We start from the raw sequence: 14,641 nt of genomic DNA, 5'->3' as shown, positions 1-14,641 counted from the left end.
GTGATAATTTGCAAGCAATTAGTGGCAGTGTTTTAGAAAGAATATTTAAACATACAACTCCTTTCGGCTGTATAGTAAAAGGCAAACGAGGGCCATTTGAAGGTGACTTTGTAATAGCCTTAAGAGGGACGGAAAAGAAGCGTGATATTATTACTGATTTACACTGTGGTGTGAATACATGCGCTAATGGGCAACCTGTTCATGCTGGATTTAATAACACTTTTAATTCATTAAAGCAGCAGCTTGAAGATTACTTCACATTAGCCGCTTCGCAATCAAAAACAGGTTTAAATATTCATGTTGTTGGTCATAGCTTAGGAGGCGCGTTAGCTAATCTAGCTACAAACTGGTTAAAGAAACACTTTAACGCTAATGTAAAACTATATACCTTTGGAGCATCTAGAGTGGGGTATCCAAGCTTTGCCCTAAAAACCGTTTATGCGACCGATAATGGTATATATGGTTGTGTCCATGCTGGCGACCCAGTTCCGCTATTGCCTGTATGGCCTTTTGTGCATACCGAGGATGAATACATATTGCATGGTGCACCGACGATAACAGCAAAAGCTCACAGTATGACAGTAAAAACACCAGGGTATTTACATACTGCTAGTTGCTTTAAGAGCTATGCTGCAATCAATAAAGGGAAGGAATCTAGGTTAAGACGACAAGTAAAACTTGATTATGATAAGCGCTTGCAAGCTAGACCAACAACTCGCTGGGCAAGAACAATTGGCGAAGAGATTATAACTCATTTACATGCCTCAGGAAGATTACACGCAATACAAGCAGATATTTCAAATACCCTTACGGTTTACGATAAAATTGCAAAAGTGTTAGCAGACAGTATTGATATATCAAAAGGTAACGCCGAAGATGTAAGAGGTATTTTGGGGCACATTCTCTCATTTTGTGGATTACCCTTTAAAGCCATTGAATTAACTTACAAGTTTATAAGGAGTACTTTAACTCTAATGATAAACACCTTGACCAGTATGGCAAAACTAGCACTCAAAGGTTTATAGCACGGTGCTTGGTGTGGAAGTTAAGTAAGGCAGGTATTGATTGGCAGCTTTAATTGCAAGCAGTTCACACACATCTGCATGTATTACTGTTGCTTCGGTTACGAAGACCAATCAGCACAATAAGCTGTAGTAACTGCAAATTTAACTGCAATTATTATCGATGAAATACAATTGCAGTTTAGCCGCAAGAGCTTACGGCTAATACGTTATTATATTTACTATTAGCAAGCAGGGCCATTTTTGTTGCGCGCGCTAGCAAGTGCGCGAGCTATGCTCAGTAGCTCAGGCGAAATATCATCCGCGCCATCTTTAATTAGTTTAGTTACATCACCTGATGAATATAAACTATCACGCGGTGATTTAATCCCAAGCTCTCTCACAAAGTCTTTGGTTTTACCTGTACTGCCGGTTTCAATAAACTTAAAAATAATACGTTCGTTGTTACTTTTCGGCTCGGCTTGTAACACTTTAATTTCTTCTTGGTAGGCTTCAATTCTACTTTGTAGAATGTCGATGCGTTGTTCAATGCTGCTGTATGATTTCATGAATGGATTCTTTTGCGATAATAGTAAAACAATAATCGCTATTATCGCACAAATTAGTAAAGGAGCGTGCTAACCTTTATAATAAAAATTAATACTAGTTAAAAATATATAGATAATACAATGAAATGCATGTTAAAAATTATAAAAAAGCGTTTAATATTAAGTGCGCTGACTTTAAGCACTGCGCTATTTGCATCATCAAGTTATGCCCAAGACGATGTAGTGATTGATGATAGTCGTAATCGCTCTATACCTGTAAATATTACCCTACCAACTAACCACCTTAAGTGCAGCGCGCAAGTCAAATGCCCAGTGGTATTTATAAATGCGGGGTATGGCATTAGCCACAATGAATACACTTTTGCGAGTAAGTTATTTAATGCGCAAGACTATTTAAGCATTGCGGTAGCGCATGAGCTTAAAAGTGACCCTGCACTTAATGGTGCGCAGCCATACCTGACTACCCGTATGGAAAATTGGCACCGGGGTGTTGTAACACTCAAGTTTTTAGTCAACGAGCTAAGTGTTAAATACCCTGAGTATGAGTTTACAAAACTCACTTTATTTGGTCACTCAAATGGTGGAGATATCTCAGCCTTGTATGCAGCTATTTACCCAAATGAAGTAAGCCAATTAATTACGCTCGATCACCGCCGCATGTTATTGCCACGCAATAAAAACATACATGTGCTCACACTTCGAGGTAGTGATTACCCAGCCGATGCGAACGTGCTTTTAACCGACCAAGAGTTAACGGTTTATCCCGTTACGCAAACGTTTATAGCAGAATCACGCCACAACGATATGTACGATGGCGGGCCTAAATGGCTGGTGGATAGAATGAGTAAAGAGGTAGCGGCGTTTTTAGATAATTAGCTAAGATATATATCAAGCCAACATTATGCTGGCTTGATATATAAAGGTTTAAGCTGACGCAGAATTTTTAGTGCGATCAAACAAAGCATGTATATTATTGCAGGTTACCCTTGGGGTGTAGCAAACTGCTTTATTGGTTGTTCCTTTATTTCCATATCTTCTGTAGGAATTGTTAAAAGTGAATAGTTTGTTCTAATTGTGATGATATCGGCAAATTTACCATTAATGTACAAATTTACAAATGGGGTAAGTGTTCCCACCAGATACCTCTTACCTGGATCTAATGCAAACCTCTTTTCTATGCCTTTTAGTTCAATAAATTTGACTTCTAGGGGCTCGAATTCTAATGATGACAATTGCTTGTAGGCGCGTCTGCGTCCCTGTATGGGTTGCTCTGACATACCTGTATCTAAGTTATTCTCTTTTAAATCGTAATAACTATTTTCTTCAAATACATACATCGAGTTTAAATCGATTCCTTGCTTATTAAAAGCGAGAGAGCTTAGCTTAACTTTATATGGTGTTGTGTTAGCTAATCTGATATTCGTTATACACTTAGTATCTATATGACAAAAAGTGAAAGAGGAGGTAGCGATAGGACTTTCGATAGCTTCTTCATTAGCAAACGATGAGTAACTAATCAAACAAAATATAGTAATAATAATTCTTTTCATTGGGCTGCTCGTACTGCACTTTCAAATGCGTATGAAGAGGATAAAATTTCTTTTCTATCTTGGGCGCTTTGGTTTATTCGTGCGTTTCGAGCGATTATATTAAGCTCTTTCATAGCTGTTCTAGCGTTATATGCTGTATCTTCAGAAGTCCATACCGCGTGACTAAACTCGTGAACGATAGTATCAACTTTTCTGTCAGTTCCTACTTCGAAAAAGCTCTTACCAAACCCTATAATTCCATATCTATCATAATAAGTAGCATCTCCAAACCCTGTGCATTTATAAAGTTTATGAGGGGTTAAAAGCATTGAGCCGATAAGGTTTATTATTTTGCGTGCTTGGCGAATTAGAAATGTTCGTGTTGCCTCAAAATTAATTGAATTAATAAAACCATATTGTTTCATAATTGATTCGAATTTTTCTTTTTTCTTTTCATCTAAGTTAGCAGGGTTGTGTAATATATTAATAAAAGTTGTTAATGCTTTTGGGGTAATTAGCATAGCTATTTCAATTTGTTTTAGTTCAGATAAAGTTAACTCGATACCTGTTTTGTTTGTTACTTCGTAAATTGAAAAGTTATTGCGCTCATAGTAAGTATTTTTATTCATACTATTTATACCTATCCTTGGTTATATAATTTTACTAACAAACTACTAGAATTGTACCTATTATTCAACCTCTATATTTTATCTCAGATTGTGAGGTTGCTTCATTGAACATCTAAGATAGCGCAGCCACAGCTGCGCTATCTTAGATGTTCTTTAGTCACTCCACTAATTCACTCACCACCAAAGGGCTATTATGTAGCGTTTTATGCACAGGGCATTTATCGGCTATTTCGAGTAATCGATTTCGCTGAGCGTCAGTTAAATCTCCTTGTAAGGTTATTTTGCGGGTAATGGCCTCTAGATTGCCGGTTTTTTCGCAATCATCACAATCTTGGTTGTAATTGCGGGTATGGTTAAGCTCTACTTTTATATGCTCTAGCGGTAACTCTTTGCGACTTGCATACATGCGAAGTGTCATTGCAGTACACGCTCCAAGCCCAGCGAGTAAATGATCATAAGGGTCTGGGCCTAAGTTTTTACCACCAACATCAGTAGGCTCATCAGCAAGCCATGTATGGTTTTTAGTACTCACGTGCTGAGTGAATTGATGATCTTTTTCTTCAACTAATACACTGCCGTTAGTTAATTTTGCACTATAGGGTGTTTTCTCGTATTTAACATAGCGATTAGCCCACGTAGCAATGACATCGGCTGCGTAGTTAGCGTCTTCTTTATTGCTGAGTAAGTGATCGGCATTATCTAAACTTATAAAGCTTTTTGGATGCTTGGCAGCGGCGTAAATTTTTTCGGCTTCACTAATATTCACGGTGGCATCAATAGGAGAGTGCATAACCAACAAAGCACGCTTAAGCTTGCCTATATGGCTGTTATCGTATTTGGCGATGTCATCTATAAATTGCTTTTTAATCGTAAACTCACGCCCAGCTAAACACACTTTTGCTTCACCCGATTGGTTTATTTCATCTAAATGAGCAGCAAAGTTATGAGTAACATGCTGGGCATCTGATGGCGCGCCTATAGTCGTAATAGCTGACACTTCGGGTATATGCTCTGCTGCTGCAAGCACCGCAGCACCACCTAAGCTGTGACCTATTAATAACTGAGGTGCTTTAAAGTGTGTTCTTAAGTGATTGGCAGCAGCCACTAAGTCTTGAATGTTTGATGAAAAGTTACTGTTGGCAAAGTCACCGTCGCTATTACCAAGCCCTGTAAAATCAAAGCGTAATACAGCAATGCCTTGCTGAGTGAGTGCGCGGCTTATTCGTGTTGCAGCCGCTACATCTTTAGAGCAGGTAAAACAGTGGGCAAATAAGGCATAAAATTTCACCTCACCAGAGGGCTGTTCAAGTTGTCCAGCAAGTTCTAATTCACCGCTTTTAAAAGAGACTTTTTGTCGCATGGGAATACCTTAACTAATTGATAAAGTGTGTGGTGCTGATAAATAAGAGATTGGTACGGTGGGATGAAAATTCAATATTGGCATTATTTTGATCTCGATCAAGCTAGAAAGGGCTTGCCAATTGAGTGCGGACATATGTCCTTATAATTTCAAAGGGGTTTGTCTATCCTCGCACAGCATAAAAATGCAGCCTTTATTACTTGAATTAAGTAGTTAAGCTATATTTGAATGTAATACCAGTTTGCATAAACCTGTGATTAATTTAATGTATTAAGTCGTTGTTTATCGTCGTTTAAAAAACCTTATCTAGAACAAGTAGATATAATTTTTTTGCGTAGTTAGCATGTAATATTTAGTTAATTTAATGGATCTTTACTCAAGCGAATTGGTAAATGGCTTCTAACAACCTACTTACTGGAATGTACCATGCAATTACCCACAGTTGATTATAAAGCGGACGATGCGGCTGCGCAATTTGTTGAATCGTTGAGAAATACTGGTTTTGGCGTATTAAAAAACCATCCTATTCCGCAATCTTTAGTTGAGTCTATTTATAAAAATTGGCAAGACTTTTTTAACTCAGAGCAGAAGCATGAGTTTTTATTTTCAAAAGAAACGCAAGATGGCTATTTTCCACCGTCGGTATCAGAAGTTGCTAAAGGCCATACAGTAAAAGACATTAAAGAGTACTTTCATGTTTATCCTAAAGGCCGTGTTCCTGCTCAATTAGAAGCTGATGTGCGTGAGTACTACCGTTTAGCTAATGAATTTGCGGCAACATTATTAAGCTGGGTTCAGGCTGAAGCGCCTGAAGAAGTCCGTGCTAAGTTCTCTATCGATTTAAAAGATATGATTGCCCAGTCTGAGCAAACGTTGTTGCGTATTTTACATTACCCGCCAATGACAGGTGATGAAGAGCCAGGTGCTATTCGTGCTGCTGCGCACGGTGATATTAACTTATTAACCGTATTGCCAGCGTCAAACGAGCCAGGTTTACAAGTACAAAAAACCGATGGCGGTTGGTTAGATGTGCCATGTGATTTTGGTAGTTTAATTATTAATATTGGTGACATGCTACAAGAAGCATCAGGTGGCTATTTCCCATCAACGATTCACCGTGTAATTAATCCATCAGGTAAAGCAACAACCAAATCACGTATTTCATTACCTTTGTTTTTGCATCCTCGTCCAGATGTGGTGTTATCTGAACGCTACACAGCAGATAGCTACTTACAAGAGCGTTTACGTGAGCTAGGTGTAAAATAATCCTTTAGCATATGTAATGCTCAGGTAAATAAAAAGCGGCTGTTTAGCCGCTTTTTTAGTATTTGTGTGTATTGATTTGACACAAAGTAAATAATGGCATGCATTCTGAGCTACTAAAGGTATAATGCGCGCAACTGGCCACTTTGGCCTAATTTGAAATAGAGAGTTTATATGAGTTTTGATGGTTTAGGTTTATCACAGTCTTTAGTTAATGCGGTTTTAGAAAAGGGCTATGAAACGCCAACGCCTATTCAGGCTCAAGCTATCCCAGCAATTATTGCGCGTCGCGATGTAATGGCCGCAGCACAAACAGGTACCGGTAAAACCGCTGGTTTTACTTTGCCACTAATTGAGCGTTTATCGTCGGGCACTAAAGCAAAAAGTAATCATGTACGTGCGCTTATTTTAACGCCAACCCGAGAGCTTGCGTTGCAAGTAAGCGAAAACGTTGAAGAATACGCTAAGCATTCTGATGTGAGTTCGTTTGTGGTTTACGGTGGTGTAAAAATTAACCCACAAATGCAGCGCCTGCGTAAAGGGGTTGATATTTTAGTGGCCACACCTGGGCGCTTAATTGATTTACACAATCAAAACGCGGTTAAATTTGATAGCGTTGAAGTACTGGTTTTAGATGAAGCCGACCGTATGTTAGACATGGGCTTTATCCACGACATTAAACGCTTAATTGCAAAAATGCCTGAAAAACGTCAAAACTTAATGTTCTCAGCAACCTTTTCTGACGACATTCGTGCATTGGCCAAAGAGTTAATTAACGATCCGGTTGAAATTTCAGTCGCTGCCAAAAACACGACTGCTAAAAGCGTGACTCAATGCGTGTACGCAGTAGATAAAGCGCGTAAAACGGCCTTATTAAGCCATTTAATTCGTAGCAACAATTGGCAACAAGTACTGGTATTTAGCCGTACTAAACACGGTGCTAACCGTTTAGTTAAGCAACTGGAACGTGATGATATTGTTGGCGCAGCAATCCATGGTAATAAATCTCAGGGCGCACGTGTTAAAGCATTGGAAGGCTTTAAAAGTGGTGAAGTGCGCGTATTAGTGGCAACCGATATTGTTGCCCGTGGTTTAGATATTGTTGAGCTTCCACACGTAGTTAACTACGACTTACCTAATGTATATGAAGATTATGTTCACCGTATTGGCCGAACTGGTCGTGCGGGTGCATCAGGGCATGCCATTTCGTTTGTAACGGTCGACGATGCAGTGGATTTATACGGTATTGAACGCTTTATTGGCGAGTTAATTCCTCGTGCTGAAGAAGAAGGCTTTGAACCGGCTAACCCTGTTGCTGAGCGCGCCCTCGATGCTCGCCCACTGCCTGCTAAAAAGCCAAAGAAAAAACAACCATTTAATAAGCCTAAATCTGATAGCAGCAAACCTAATAGCAAAAAGCCTAACAATGGTGGCAATGGTACAGGCCCACGTCGTGGTGGCTCTAAAAAGCCAGCAGCAAAAACAGACGAGAATGCACAAAACCCTTGGGCAAAGCGTCAATCGGTAGGGGGCACTGGTCAGCGCCGTCGTCGTCCAGCAAATAACGACTAATTGTCACTGCGTTTAGTTAAACGCAGCTGCAAAAAAAGCGCTAGCTTTAAGGTTAGCGCTTTTTTTGTTTTTAATTTATCAGTAAGTAATTAATGCCTAGGCCAACAAACAGCGTAACGCTAACACTCAGTAACGTGCCTAGCATCACATATTCCGTGAGTTGTTTATCTTTACTGGCACTTAAGTCGCCAAATCTAAACACGGATTTGGCGGCAATTAAAAACCCAAGCCCAGCAAACTGATCTAATAAAATAAATGTCAGCATAAGTACTCGTTCGAGCATACCAATACTTTGTCCTGCTAAAGGGAGGCTACCATCACTAGAAAAGTGATTAGTTAAACGCTCTAACATCATTCTTATAAATACCGCACTGGGACTTAAAATAATAAGGTAACCAGTTATAACCCACAGCACTTTTTCGTTGAACAATAACGCCATAAAATTGTTAGTAAATTGCTGATTATCAGTGAGCCAAATGCTTATCACAACAAGGACGGTGATATGGGCAATTTGGTCTAATAAAAAAGGCACCACGCCTTTATTTGAATACGATTTTGCAATATCAATAAAGTAGTGGCTGATCATAATAATACTGGTGGCCAGTAATACGCTGCTTAGTTGTTGCCAGCCAAAGCTATATTCCCAAAGTGCAACAACGACAGCGCTGGTAACTCCGTGAATCAATACATGGTAGTAAAGTTTTTTTGCTTTAAAATGACGGGTGTTTCTGTCGTTTACCCAGCTCATGGGTTGCCAATAAAAATCAGCGAGTAAGTGGCCAATAATCAGTGCAACGAGTAATAGTGAAAATTCCATTAGTCATGTCCTTGCTGTATGCTTTTAAGCTGTTGTTGTGCATGTAAAATAAATCGTTCTATCAGCTGATAGTTAGCAAGATTAAGCAGCTTAGTAACGTTTTCTCGGCTGGTGTTGAGCTCATTAGCTAAGGCTGCATGGTTGTTATTAGTATGGGTTAAATATACATACAAAGCATTTGCTTGTTTTTGGGTTATTTTACACAGTAATACATCGACAAACGCTAGGTTTAGCTTAAAGCTCTCATCAACTGGTTGTTTTGCAATAGCAAATGTAAAGCGCTGGTTTGTCATTTTATCTAGCTCATGACCAGAGAGAGTAAACGCAGAGCCTGTAGCGGTTTTTATACTCGTACCAGGGTTATCTATGTGTCCCAATGCCATGCTTTGACGCAATTCATAGCCGGCAGATTTGAGCTGTAGATAGATAAGAATAGCGGTGGTAACTAACCGTTCACTTTTTTCTACTTGCAGCTGAAATGCATCCCCACGGTAAATATCCCAAGATGTTGTTTTATTACAATTTGCACGTAAACTTTGCTCTAGCTGATAAAGCATGGCATCGTATTGTTGTTTAGGTATTTTTTGCGATTTAATTATATCGCCGCTGATCACACCAATCATATAAATCCAGATAGATTATTTATATGTAACTAATTTTGGTTACATCTTAAAATGTAACCGTATTTGGTTACATTGGGTTTGGTAACTAATTTAGGTTACTTAACACGCAATTGCAAGTATTACTCATTAGGACATAATAATGACCTCACAACAAAGCAGTAAACCTCGTGTAGGTATTTTTGTCGATGTACAAAATATTTATTACACCTGTCGCGAGAGCTACGGTAAAAACTTTGATTACAATGCCTTTTGGCGAATGATAGAGCAACAATACGATATTAAATGTGCGTTTGCTTATGCAATATACCGAGGTGATGAAAAGCAAAATCAGTTTCAAAATATTTTGCGCGCTATTGGCTTTGAAGTAAAACTAAAACCCTTTATTCAACGCCGTGACGGCAGTGCCAAAGGCGATTGGGATGTAGGTATAACCATAGATATGTTAGAGCAGGGAAAGCAGCTTGATAAGGTTATTTTACTCTCGGGTGACGGTGACTTTGCGTTATTACTTGGGCACTTAAAAAATCAATACAATGTTCCGTGTGATGTATACGGTGCTGATAAATTAACCGCAGAGGTACTTAAGCAAAGTGCTGAGCAATTTCATTTAATTGACAATCAGTTACTACTTTAAAAAGTATAAGCGCTGCGTTGGTTCGGTGTATTTTTGAGCAGAATGCCCACCTTCAACATGAGCATTTTTAATACAGCGGGTGCATAGATTAATTAAGCCTAATTTAGGCTTTTTTTATGGCGGTAATAAATTGGGTTTAGTGGATGATTATGGTAATTTTAAGAATCAATTAGTATCAAGGAATTACATGCTTAACTACAGTAATATGCCATTAGACAGAGGCTCAAATGCGCGCAAAGACCCTACTTGGGTAGACGCAAAAAAAACAGCAGACAGCTTATGGCTTTTAGTTAAAGGCAATCACACCTTATTTGCTAACAGTAGCCCTGAGGTGGTGTATTTGGCTTACCTACAGGTGGCACATTTAGATTTAACGCAGGCTATTTTTTTAGGTTCAAATGAGCAGGATAATGCCGTATTTGCGCTAGATGTAACCGCACTCGAAGAGTCGTTATTAGCAACGATTATTGATGGCGCCCAGTTTGCAGATATTCGCCAGTTTGGTACACAGGTGGCGCTTGAAGATGGCTCAAATGCAGCGCTTGCCCGTGGGTTGTGTTACTGGCATGCCACTCATAGTTTTTGTGGTCGTTGTGGTACCAAAAATCACTTAGTTGAAGCGGGTCACTCTCGATTATGCGACAATCCTGCGTGTTTGCACCAGACTTTTCCGCGTACCGATCCTGCGGTTATTATGGTAGTAACTAGAACATTTTCTGATGGGATTGAACGCTGCTTATTGGGTCGCCAAGCAACTTGGCCAAAAGGATTGTATTCATCGCTTGCAGGCTTTGTTGACCCTGGTGAAACCCTTGAGCAAACCGTGATCCGAGAAGTAAAAGAAGAGGCGGGTATTACTGTGGAAAAAGCTGAATATATTGCTTCGCAACCTTGGCCGTTTCCTTCGTCAATTATGCTAGGTTTTATTGCCACAGCAAGCAGTGATGAAATAAGCACAGAGCAAGATGAACTTGAAGATGCAAAGTGGTTTTCTCGCGAAGAACTTGCGCAATTTAAAGATTGGCACCATCAAGGGGAGCATTTAAAGCTACCTAGAGCTGATTCAATTTCGCGTTATTTAATTGAATATTGGCGTACTCAGATAGAAGGATGAATCATGTCGAGCAAAAATAAAAATACTCAGTTAGTCTCATCAGGGCGCAAAAAAGCGTACACCCATGGCGTAGTCAATCCTGTGGTACAGCGCGCTTCAACGATTGTGTTTGATTCTGTGAGTGAGCTTAAAGAAGCGGCTAAAACACGCGGTGATAAAACGTTATTTTATGGCCGTCGTGGTACCACTACGCATTTTGCCCTGCAAGAGGCAATTACTGAACTCGAAGGGGGTGAAGGCTGTGCCTTATACCCATGTGGCGCGGCAGCGATAAGCCAAACATTGTTATCGTTTTTAAAGTCCGGTGATCATATTTTAATAGTGGATACTGTTTACGAGCCAACCCGTGATTTTTGCGACAAGATTTTAGCGGGGCTGGGCATTACTACGACCTATTATCCGCCCATGATTGGCGCAGATATAAAAGAGTACATTCAAGACAATACCAAAGTGTTGTTTTTAGAATCTCCGGGTTCAATTACCATGGAGATTCAAGATGTTCCCGCTATGGTGCAAGTTGCAAATGATCATAATGTGATGACGGTGCTTGATAACACTTATGGTAATGGTTTGCACTATCGCCCACTTGAACATGGTGTTGATATTAGTATTCAAGCGGCAACCAAATATATTGTAGGTCATTCAGATGTGATGATGGGCGTAGCTGTAGCGAATAAAAAATATTGGCCAACACTTCGTGAACACTCTTATTTACTCGGGCAATGCACCAGTGCAGATGATGCGTATTTAGCACTACGAGGTTTGCGTACCATGGCGGTGCGATTAAATCAGCATGAAAAAGCGGCTATTGAGGTTGCTAAATGGTTAGAGCAGCACGAGTTAGTTGATCATATTCGCCACCCAGCATTTGAAACATGTCCTGGGCATGAATTTTTCAAACGCGATTTTGACGGTAGTAATGGTTTGTTTTCGTTTGTAATGAAAACCGGTAACCAAAAGGCCATTGATGCTTTTTTAGATAGCTTGCAGCATTTTAAAATGGGCTTTTCTTGGGGAGGCTTTGAGAGCTTAGTAACGGCAAACCTATCAATGAAAGGGCTGCGCTCGCAAACAGGATGGGAGCATGGACCTGTTATTCGTTTGCACATTGGCTTAGAAGATGCTGAAGATTTAATTGCCGACTTACAGCAAGCATTCGCTATTTATGAGCAACATTTATAATTACTAATTGTTTAAATTACATTATTTGTTACAAAGCCTACCTCTGAGTAGGCTTTTTTTTGCTAGCAATTCAACGTGTTTACACTTAGTGTTGTTAAATAACGCTTATTTTAAAGCATGAACAACGTCATTAAGGATAGTCAATGGCAACACCATTACCAATAAACGTAGGGCGCTTAACTCAAATTGCGGGTTTTGAGCTTGTACGTATGTTTTTAACTAAACGAGGACTTATTGCACTGGCGGCTTTCGCGCTAGTGTGGCTTGTTATTTTACGTTACCCCATAGGGCAGGCAGTGGGCATTATCAGCTCCCCCGATTTTGAACAAATAGCCCGTGATATTTCCGGCTCTATTGGATTAAATAAGTTACTTGATTGGCCTGAAGCCGAATTTGCTATGTATTGGCTAATTGCTTTGTATAGTTTTCCTGTTTTTAGCTTATTTATTTGTAGTGATCAAACTGTGGGTGACAGAGAGAGGGGGACTTTAAGGTTTTTATCACTGCGCTCAACCCGCTTTGAAATACTCTTTGGTCGATTTTTAGGGCAGTTAGCGGTACTAACCTGTTTAGTTGGCATTACATTGGTAGCGACATTGGCGGTGCTCGGGTTTCGCGATCCGAGCTTACTTGCTGGTGGCGTTGGCCGTGCAGTTTCAATATTTTTAATTCTCATTGTTACTTTTGCGCCGTTTGTTGCGTTAATGAGTTTGATTAATACTTTTGCGAGCTCATCTCGCTTATCTATTGTGTTAGCCATTTTATATTTTACAGCCGGTGGCATTATTGTTGGATTGCTGGAGTGGCAAATACCCGCATTAAGTGTGCTTGATTATTTATTCCCTGGTGTGCAAATAGAGTTATTAGCCGGACAGAACTTACCGCTATTGAGTGCATTGGCTATTCCGCTTGTGCAAACAGCGGTGCTACTTGTGGTTGCGCAACGTGTTTTTGCAAGGAGCTCACTATGAAATCATTAATCACAGGGCGTAATTTAAGTAAATCGTACGGCTCAAAACTGGCTCTTAATAATGTGAATTTTGAGATTCAAAAAGGTGCTCCCGTTGCGCTTGTTGGCCCTAATGGCGCAGGAAAAACTACTTTATTTAGTTTGCTGTGCGGCTATATAGCCCCTAGCATGGGAGAGCTTGAAATACTCGGCCATAAACCAGGCAGCGCTGCTTTATTTAATAAAGTGAGTGCATTACCGCAAGATGCCCAGCTTGATCCGCGTTTTAATATAGATAAACAACTTAGTTTTTATGCCAAGCTACAAGGCATGAGTACTAAGCAAAGCCACGTAGAGGCACTTCGTGTGCTTGATTTAGTGGGCCTTAGCGAAATTGCAAAAAACCGCGCTGGGGATTTATCCCACGGTATGCGCAAGCGTGTAACCATAGCGCAAGCATTAATTGGCTCACCACAAATTGTAATGTTAGATGAAGCCACGGCAGGGCTTGATCCTATTCATGCCAGAGAAGTGCGCGAGTTGGTATCTCAGTTAAGTGACCAAGCGACGTTTATTTTAAGTTCACATGATTTAACTGAATTAGAACGACTGTGTTCCCAAGTACTCCATTTGGATAAAGGCGTATTAAGCGAGCACCAAACTAAAGCAGTGAACACCGATAAGCACTTTTACACCTTAATGCTTAGCGACGTGTATCAAAATGTGGAGCAACAACTCCAAGCACTTGAGGGGGTGAGTCGTGTTTATATGAGCCAGCACAAAGAGTACGTGATTGAGTATCAACCAACCAGTGATCCGCTCGATATAGCACTATTGCAATTTTGTCGCCAACATAATTGGCAGTATCGGCAGTTAGTAAATGGCCATACATTAGAAAATCAAATATTTAAACAGGAGAAACTATAATGGGACTATTTAGTGGTTTAATGGGTAATGCCAGTGAAGTGGATGACGCTGATTTAGAGAAAGTGTTGGCAAATACCCTTATTGAAGGTGAGCAAGTTGAAAAAGCGTATAAAGTTGTCCGTGATATGTTTATCTTTACTAATAAGCGACTTATTTTAATCGATAAGCAAGGCGTGACAGGGTCTAAAATGGAAATGATCAGTATTGCCTATTCTAAAATTACTAAATTCAGTAAAGAGAGTGCAGGGCACTTTGATTTAGACGCCGAGTTAAAAATATGGGTAGGGTCAGATCCAACGCCTATTAGCAAGGACTTTAAAGCAGGTGATAACATAAATGATGTTTATAGGATAATCAGCCAGTATTCATTATAGAAACAAACAAAAATCGGTGTAAAATTAAAGTAATTGTTTACAGCTTGTTGCGATTACTTTAACATAAATTACTCCAACACTTTCTTACAAATTCCCTA

At 39.8% G+C, this 14,641-nt stretch carries 16 protein-coding genes; 10 read left to right on the top strand and 6 right to left on the bottom strand.

What is annotated here, in order from left to right; all coding sequences use genetic code 11:
• Positions 1-8: 8 nt before the first annotated feature.
• Positions 9-1,025: a lipase family protein gene (locus QL984_RS04930; protein ID WP_249365151.1), complete on the top strand. Its 1,017-nt coding sequence runs from the start codon at positions 9-11 to the stop codon at positions 1,023-1,025.
• A gap of 221 nt (positions 1,026-1,246) precedes the next feature.
• Here QL984_RS04930 and QL984_RS04925 read toward each other — a convergent pair whose 3' ends face one another.
• On the bottom strand, positions 1,247-1,570 hold the full coding sequence (locus QL984_RS04925) for a hypothetical protein (protein WP_008111621.1): 324 nt from the start codon (positions 1,568-1,570) through the stop codon (positions 1,247-1,249).
• Positions 1,571-1,699: 129 nt separating this feature from the next.
• On the opposite strand from QL984_RS04925, the gene QL984_RS04920 reads away from it, so the two are divergent.
• Complete coding sequence (locus tag QL984_RS04920) at positions 1,700-2,446, top strand: alpha/beta hydrolase (RefSeq protein WP_024601632.1); 747 nt, start codon at positions 1,700-1,702, stop codon at positions 2,444-2,446.
• 104 nt (positions 2,447-2,550) lie between these two features.
• Here QL984_RS04920 and QL984_RS04915 read toward each other — a convergent pair whose 3' ends face one another.
• From QL984_RS04915 to QL984_RS04905, 3 genes are all read right to left on the bottom strand, one after another.
• Positions 2,551-3,120, bottom strand: a complete 570-nt coding sequence (locus QL984_RS04915) for a hypothetical protein (protein ID WP_024601633.1) — start codon at positions 3,118-3,120, stop codon at positions 2,551-2,553.
• Positions 3,117-3,728 carry a hypothetical protein gene (locus tag QL984_RS04910; RefSeq protein WP_024601634.1) on the bottom strand — a complete coding sequence of 204 codons (612 nt, stop codon included), beginning with the start codon at positions 3,726-3,728 and terminating at the stop codon, positions 3,117-3,119. The genes QL984_RS04915 and QL984_RS04910 overlap by 4 nt, the downstream gene beginning before the upstream one ends.
• A 157-nt stretch (positions 3,729-3,885) precedes the next feature.
• Complete coding sequence (locus tag QL984_RS04905; RefSeq protein ID WP_013464576.1) at positions 3,886-5,088, bottom strand: bifunctional alpha/beta hydrolase/OsmC family protein; 1,203 nt, start codon at positions 5,086-5,088, stop codon at positions 3,886-3,888.
• Between the two features lie 426 nt (positions 5,089-5,514).
• Between QL984_RS04905 and QL984_RS04900 the strand changes: the two genes are divergently transcribed.
• Entirely contained in the window at positions 5,515-6,354 is an 840-nt protein-coding gene (locus QL984_RS04900) for a 2OG-Fe(II) oxygenase family protein (RefSeq protein WP_013464577.1), read from the top strand.
• Positions 6,355-6,525: 171 nt separating this feature from the next.
• Positions 6,526-7,923 (top strand): DEAD/DEAH box helicase, encoded by a 1,398-nt coding sequence (locus QL984_RS04895; RefSeq protein WP_024601635.1) that lies wholly within the window; start codon positions 6,526-6,528, stop codon positions 7,921-7,923.
• Positions 7,924-7,993: 70 nt separating this feature from the next.
• Here the strand turns inward: QL984_RS04895 and QL984_RS04890 are convergent, their stop codons facing one another.
• A complete protein-coding gene (locus QL984_RS04890) occupies positions 7,994-8,740 on the bottom strand; it encodes a DUF3307 domain-containing protein (protein WP_024601636.1) in 747 nt (248 codons plus the stop codon).
• Entirely contained in the window at positions 8,740-9,363 is a 624-nt protein-coding gene (locus QL984_RS04885) for a hypothetical protein (RefSeq protein ID WP_013464581.1), read from the bottom strand. Before QL984_RS04885 ends, QL984_RS04890 begins: the two co-directional genes overlap by 1 nt.
• 139 nt (positions 9,364-9,502) lie before the next feature.
• Between QL984_RS04885 and QL984_RS04880 the strand changes: the two genes are divergently transcribed.
• The 6 genes from QL984_RS04880 to QL984_RS04855 all read left to right on the top strand — a co-directional run bounded on the left by QL984_RS04880 (position 9,503) and on the right by QL984_RS04855 (position 14,543).
• Positions 9,503-9,997, top strand: a complete 495-nt coding sequence (locus QL984_RS04880) for an NYN domain-containing protein (protein WP_024601637.1) — start codon at positions 9,503-9,505, stop codon at positions 9,995-9,997.
• 187 nt (positions 9,998-10,184) lie between these two features.
• On the top strand, positions 10,185-11,111 hold the full coding sequence (nudC, locus tag QL984_RS04875) for an NAD(+) diphosphatase (RefSeq protein ID WP_024601638.1): 927 nt from the start codon (positions 10,185-10,187) through the stop codon (positions 11,109-11,111).
• Between the two features lie 3 nt (positions 11,112-11,114).
• Positions 11,115-12,293 (top strand): cystathionine beta-lyase, encoded by a 1,179-nt coding sequence (locus QL984_RS04870; RefSeq protein WP_024601639.1) that lies wholly within the window; start codon positions 11,115-11,117, stop codon positions 12,291-12,293.
• Positions 12,294-12,436: 143 nt separating this feature from the next.
• On the top strand, positions 12,437-13,264 hold the full coding sequence (locus tag QL984_RS04865) for an ABC transporter permease subunit (RefSeq protein ID WP_024601640.1): 828 nt from the start codon (positions 12,437-12,439) through the stop codon (positions 13,262-13,264).
• Positions 13,261-14,169 carry an ABC transporter ATP-binding protein gene (locus QL984_RS04860; RefSeq protein ID WP_013464586.1) on the top strand — a complete coding sequence of 303 codons (909 nt, stop codon included), beginning with the start codon at positions 13,261-13,263 and terminating at the stop codon, positions 14,167-14,169. The genes QL984_RS04865 and QL984_RS04860 overlap by 4 nt, the downstream gene beginning before the upstream one ends.
• Positions 14,169-14,543: a PH domain-containing protein gene (locus QL984_RS04855; protein WP_013464587.1), complete on the top strand. Its 375-nt coding sequence runs from the start codon at positions 14,169-14,171 to the stop codon at positions 14,541-14,543. The genes QL984_RS04860 and QL984_RS04855 overlap by 1 nt, the downstream gene beginning before the upstream one ends.
• Positions 14,544-14,641 lie beyond the last annotated feature (98 nt).

Origin of the sequence: Pseudoalteromonas sp. APC 3495 (assembly GCF_030407645.1) — a bacterium.
GTDB classification, from domain to species: domain Bacteria; phylum Pseudomonadota; class Gammaproteobacteria; order Enterobacterales; family Alteromonadaceae; genus Pseudoalteromonas; species Pseudoalteromonas tetraodonis.
Note: the sequence above shows the minus strand (reverse complement) of the source record. Positions and strands in the feature narration are given on the sequence as shown.

Bases quoted from the DNA above. Each gene is read 5' to 3' on its own strand.
- QL984_RS04925 (WP_008111621.1), bottom strand. From the start codon at position 1,570: ATGAAATCATACAGCAGCATTGAACAACGCATCGACATTCTACAAAGT.
- QL984_RS04920 (WP_024601632.1), top strand. From the start codon at position 1,700: ATGTTAAAAATTATAAAAAAGCGTTTAATATTAAGTGCGCTGACTTTA.
- QL984_RS04915 (WP_024601633.1), bottom strand. From the start codon at position 3,120: ATGAAAAGAATTATTATTACTATATTTTGTTTGATTAGTTACTCATCG.
- QL984_RS04910 (WP_024601634.1), bottom strand. From the start codon at position 3,728: ATGAATAAAAATACTTACTATGAGCGCAATAACTTTTCAATTTACGAA.
- QL984_RS04905 (WP_013464576.1), bottom strand. From the start codon at position 5,088: ATGCGACAAAAAGTCTCTTTTAAAAGCGGTGAATTAGAACTTGCTGGA.
- QL984_RS04900 (WP_013464577.1), top strand. From the start codon at position 5,515: ATGCAATTACCCACAGTTGATTATAAAGCGGACGATGCGGCTGCGCAA.
- QL984_RS04895 (WP_024601635.1), top strand. From the start codon at position 6,526: ATGAGTTTTGATGGTTTAGGTTTATCACAGTCTTTAGTTAATGCGGTT.
- QL984_RS04890 (WP_024601636.1), bottom strand. From the start codon at position 8,740: ATGGAATTTTCACTATTACTCGTTGCACTGATTATTGGCCACTTACTC.
- QL984_RS04885 (WP_013464581.1), bottom strand. From the start codon at position 9,363: ATGATTGGTGTGATCAGCGGCGATATAATTAAATCGCAAAAAATACCT.
- QL984_RS04880 (WP_024601637.1), top strand. From the start codon at position 9,503: ATGACCTCACAACAAAGCAGTAAACCTCGTGTAGGTATTTTTGTCGAT.
- nudC (WP_024601638.1), top strand. From the start codon at position 10,185: ATGCTTAACTACAGTAATATGCCATTAGACAGAGGCTCAAATGCGCGC.
- QL984_RS04870 (WP_024601639.1), top strand. From the start codon at position 11,115: ATGTCGAGCAAAAATAAAAATACTCAGTTAGTCTCATCAGGGCGCAAA.
- QL984_RS04865 (WP_024601640.1), top strand. From the start codon at position 12,437: ATGGCAACACCATTACCAATAAACGTAGGGCGCTTAACTCAAATTGCG.
- QL984_RS04860 (WP_013464586.1), top strand. From the start codon at position 13,261: ATGAAATCATTAATCACAGGGCGTAATTTAAGTAAATCGTACGGCTCA.
- QL984_RS04855 (WP_013464587.1), top strand. From the start codon at position 14,169: ATGGGACTATTTAGTGGTTTAATGGGTAATGCCAGTGAAGTGGATGAC.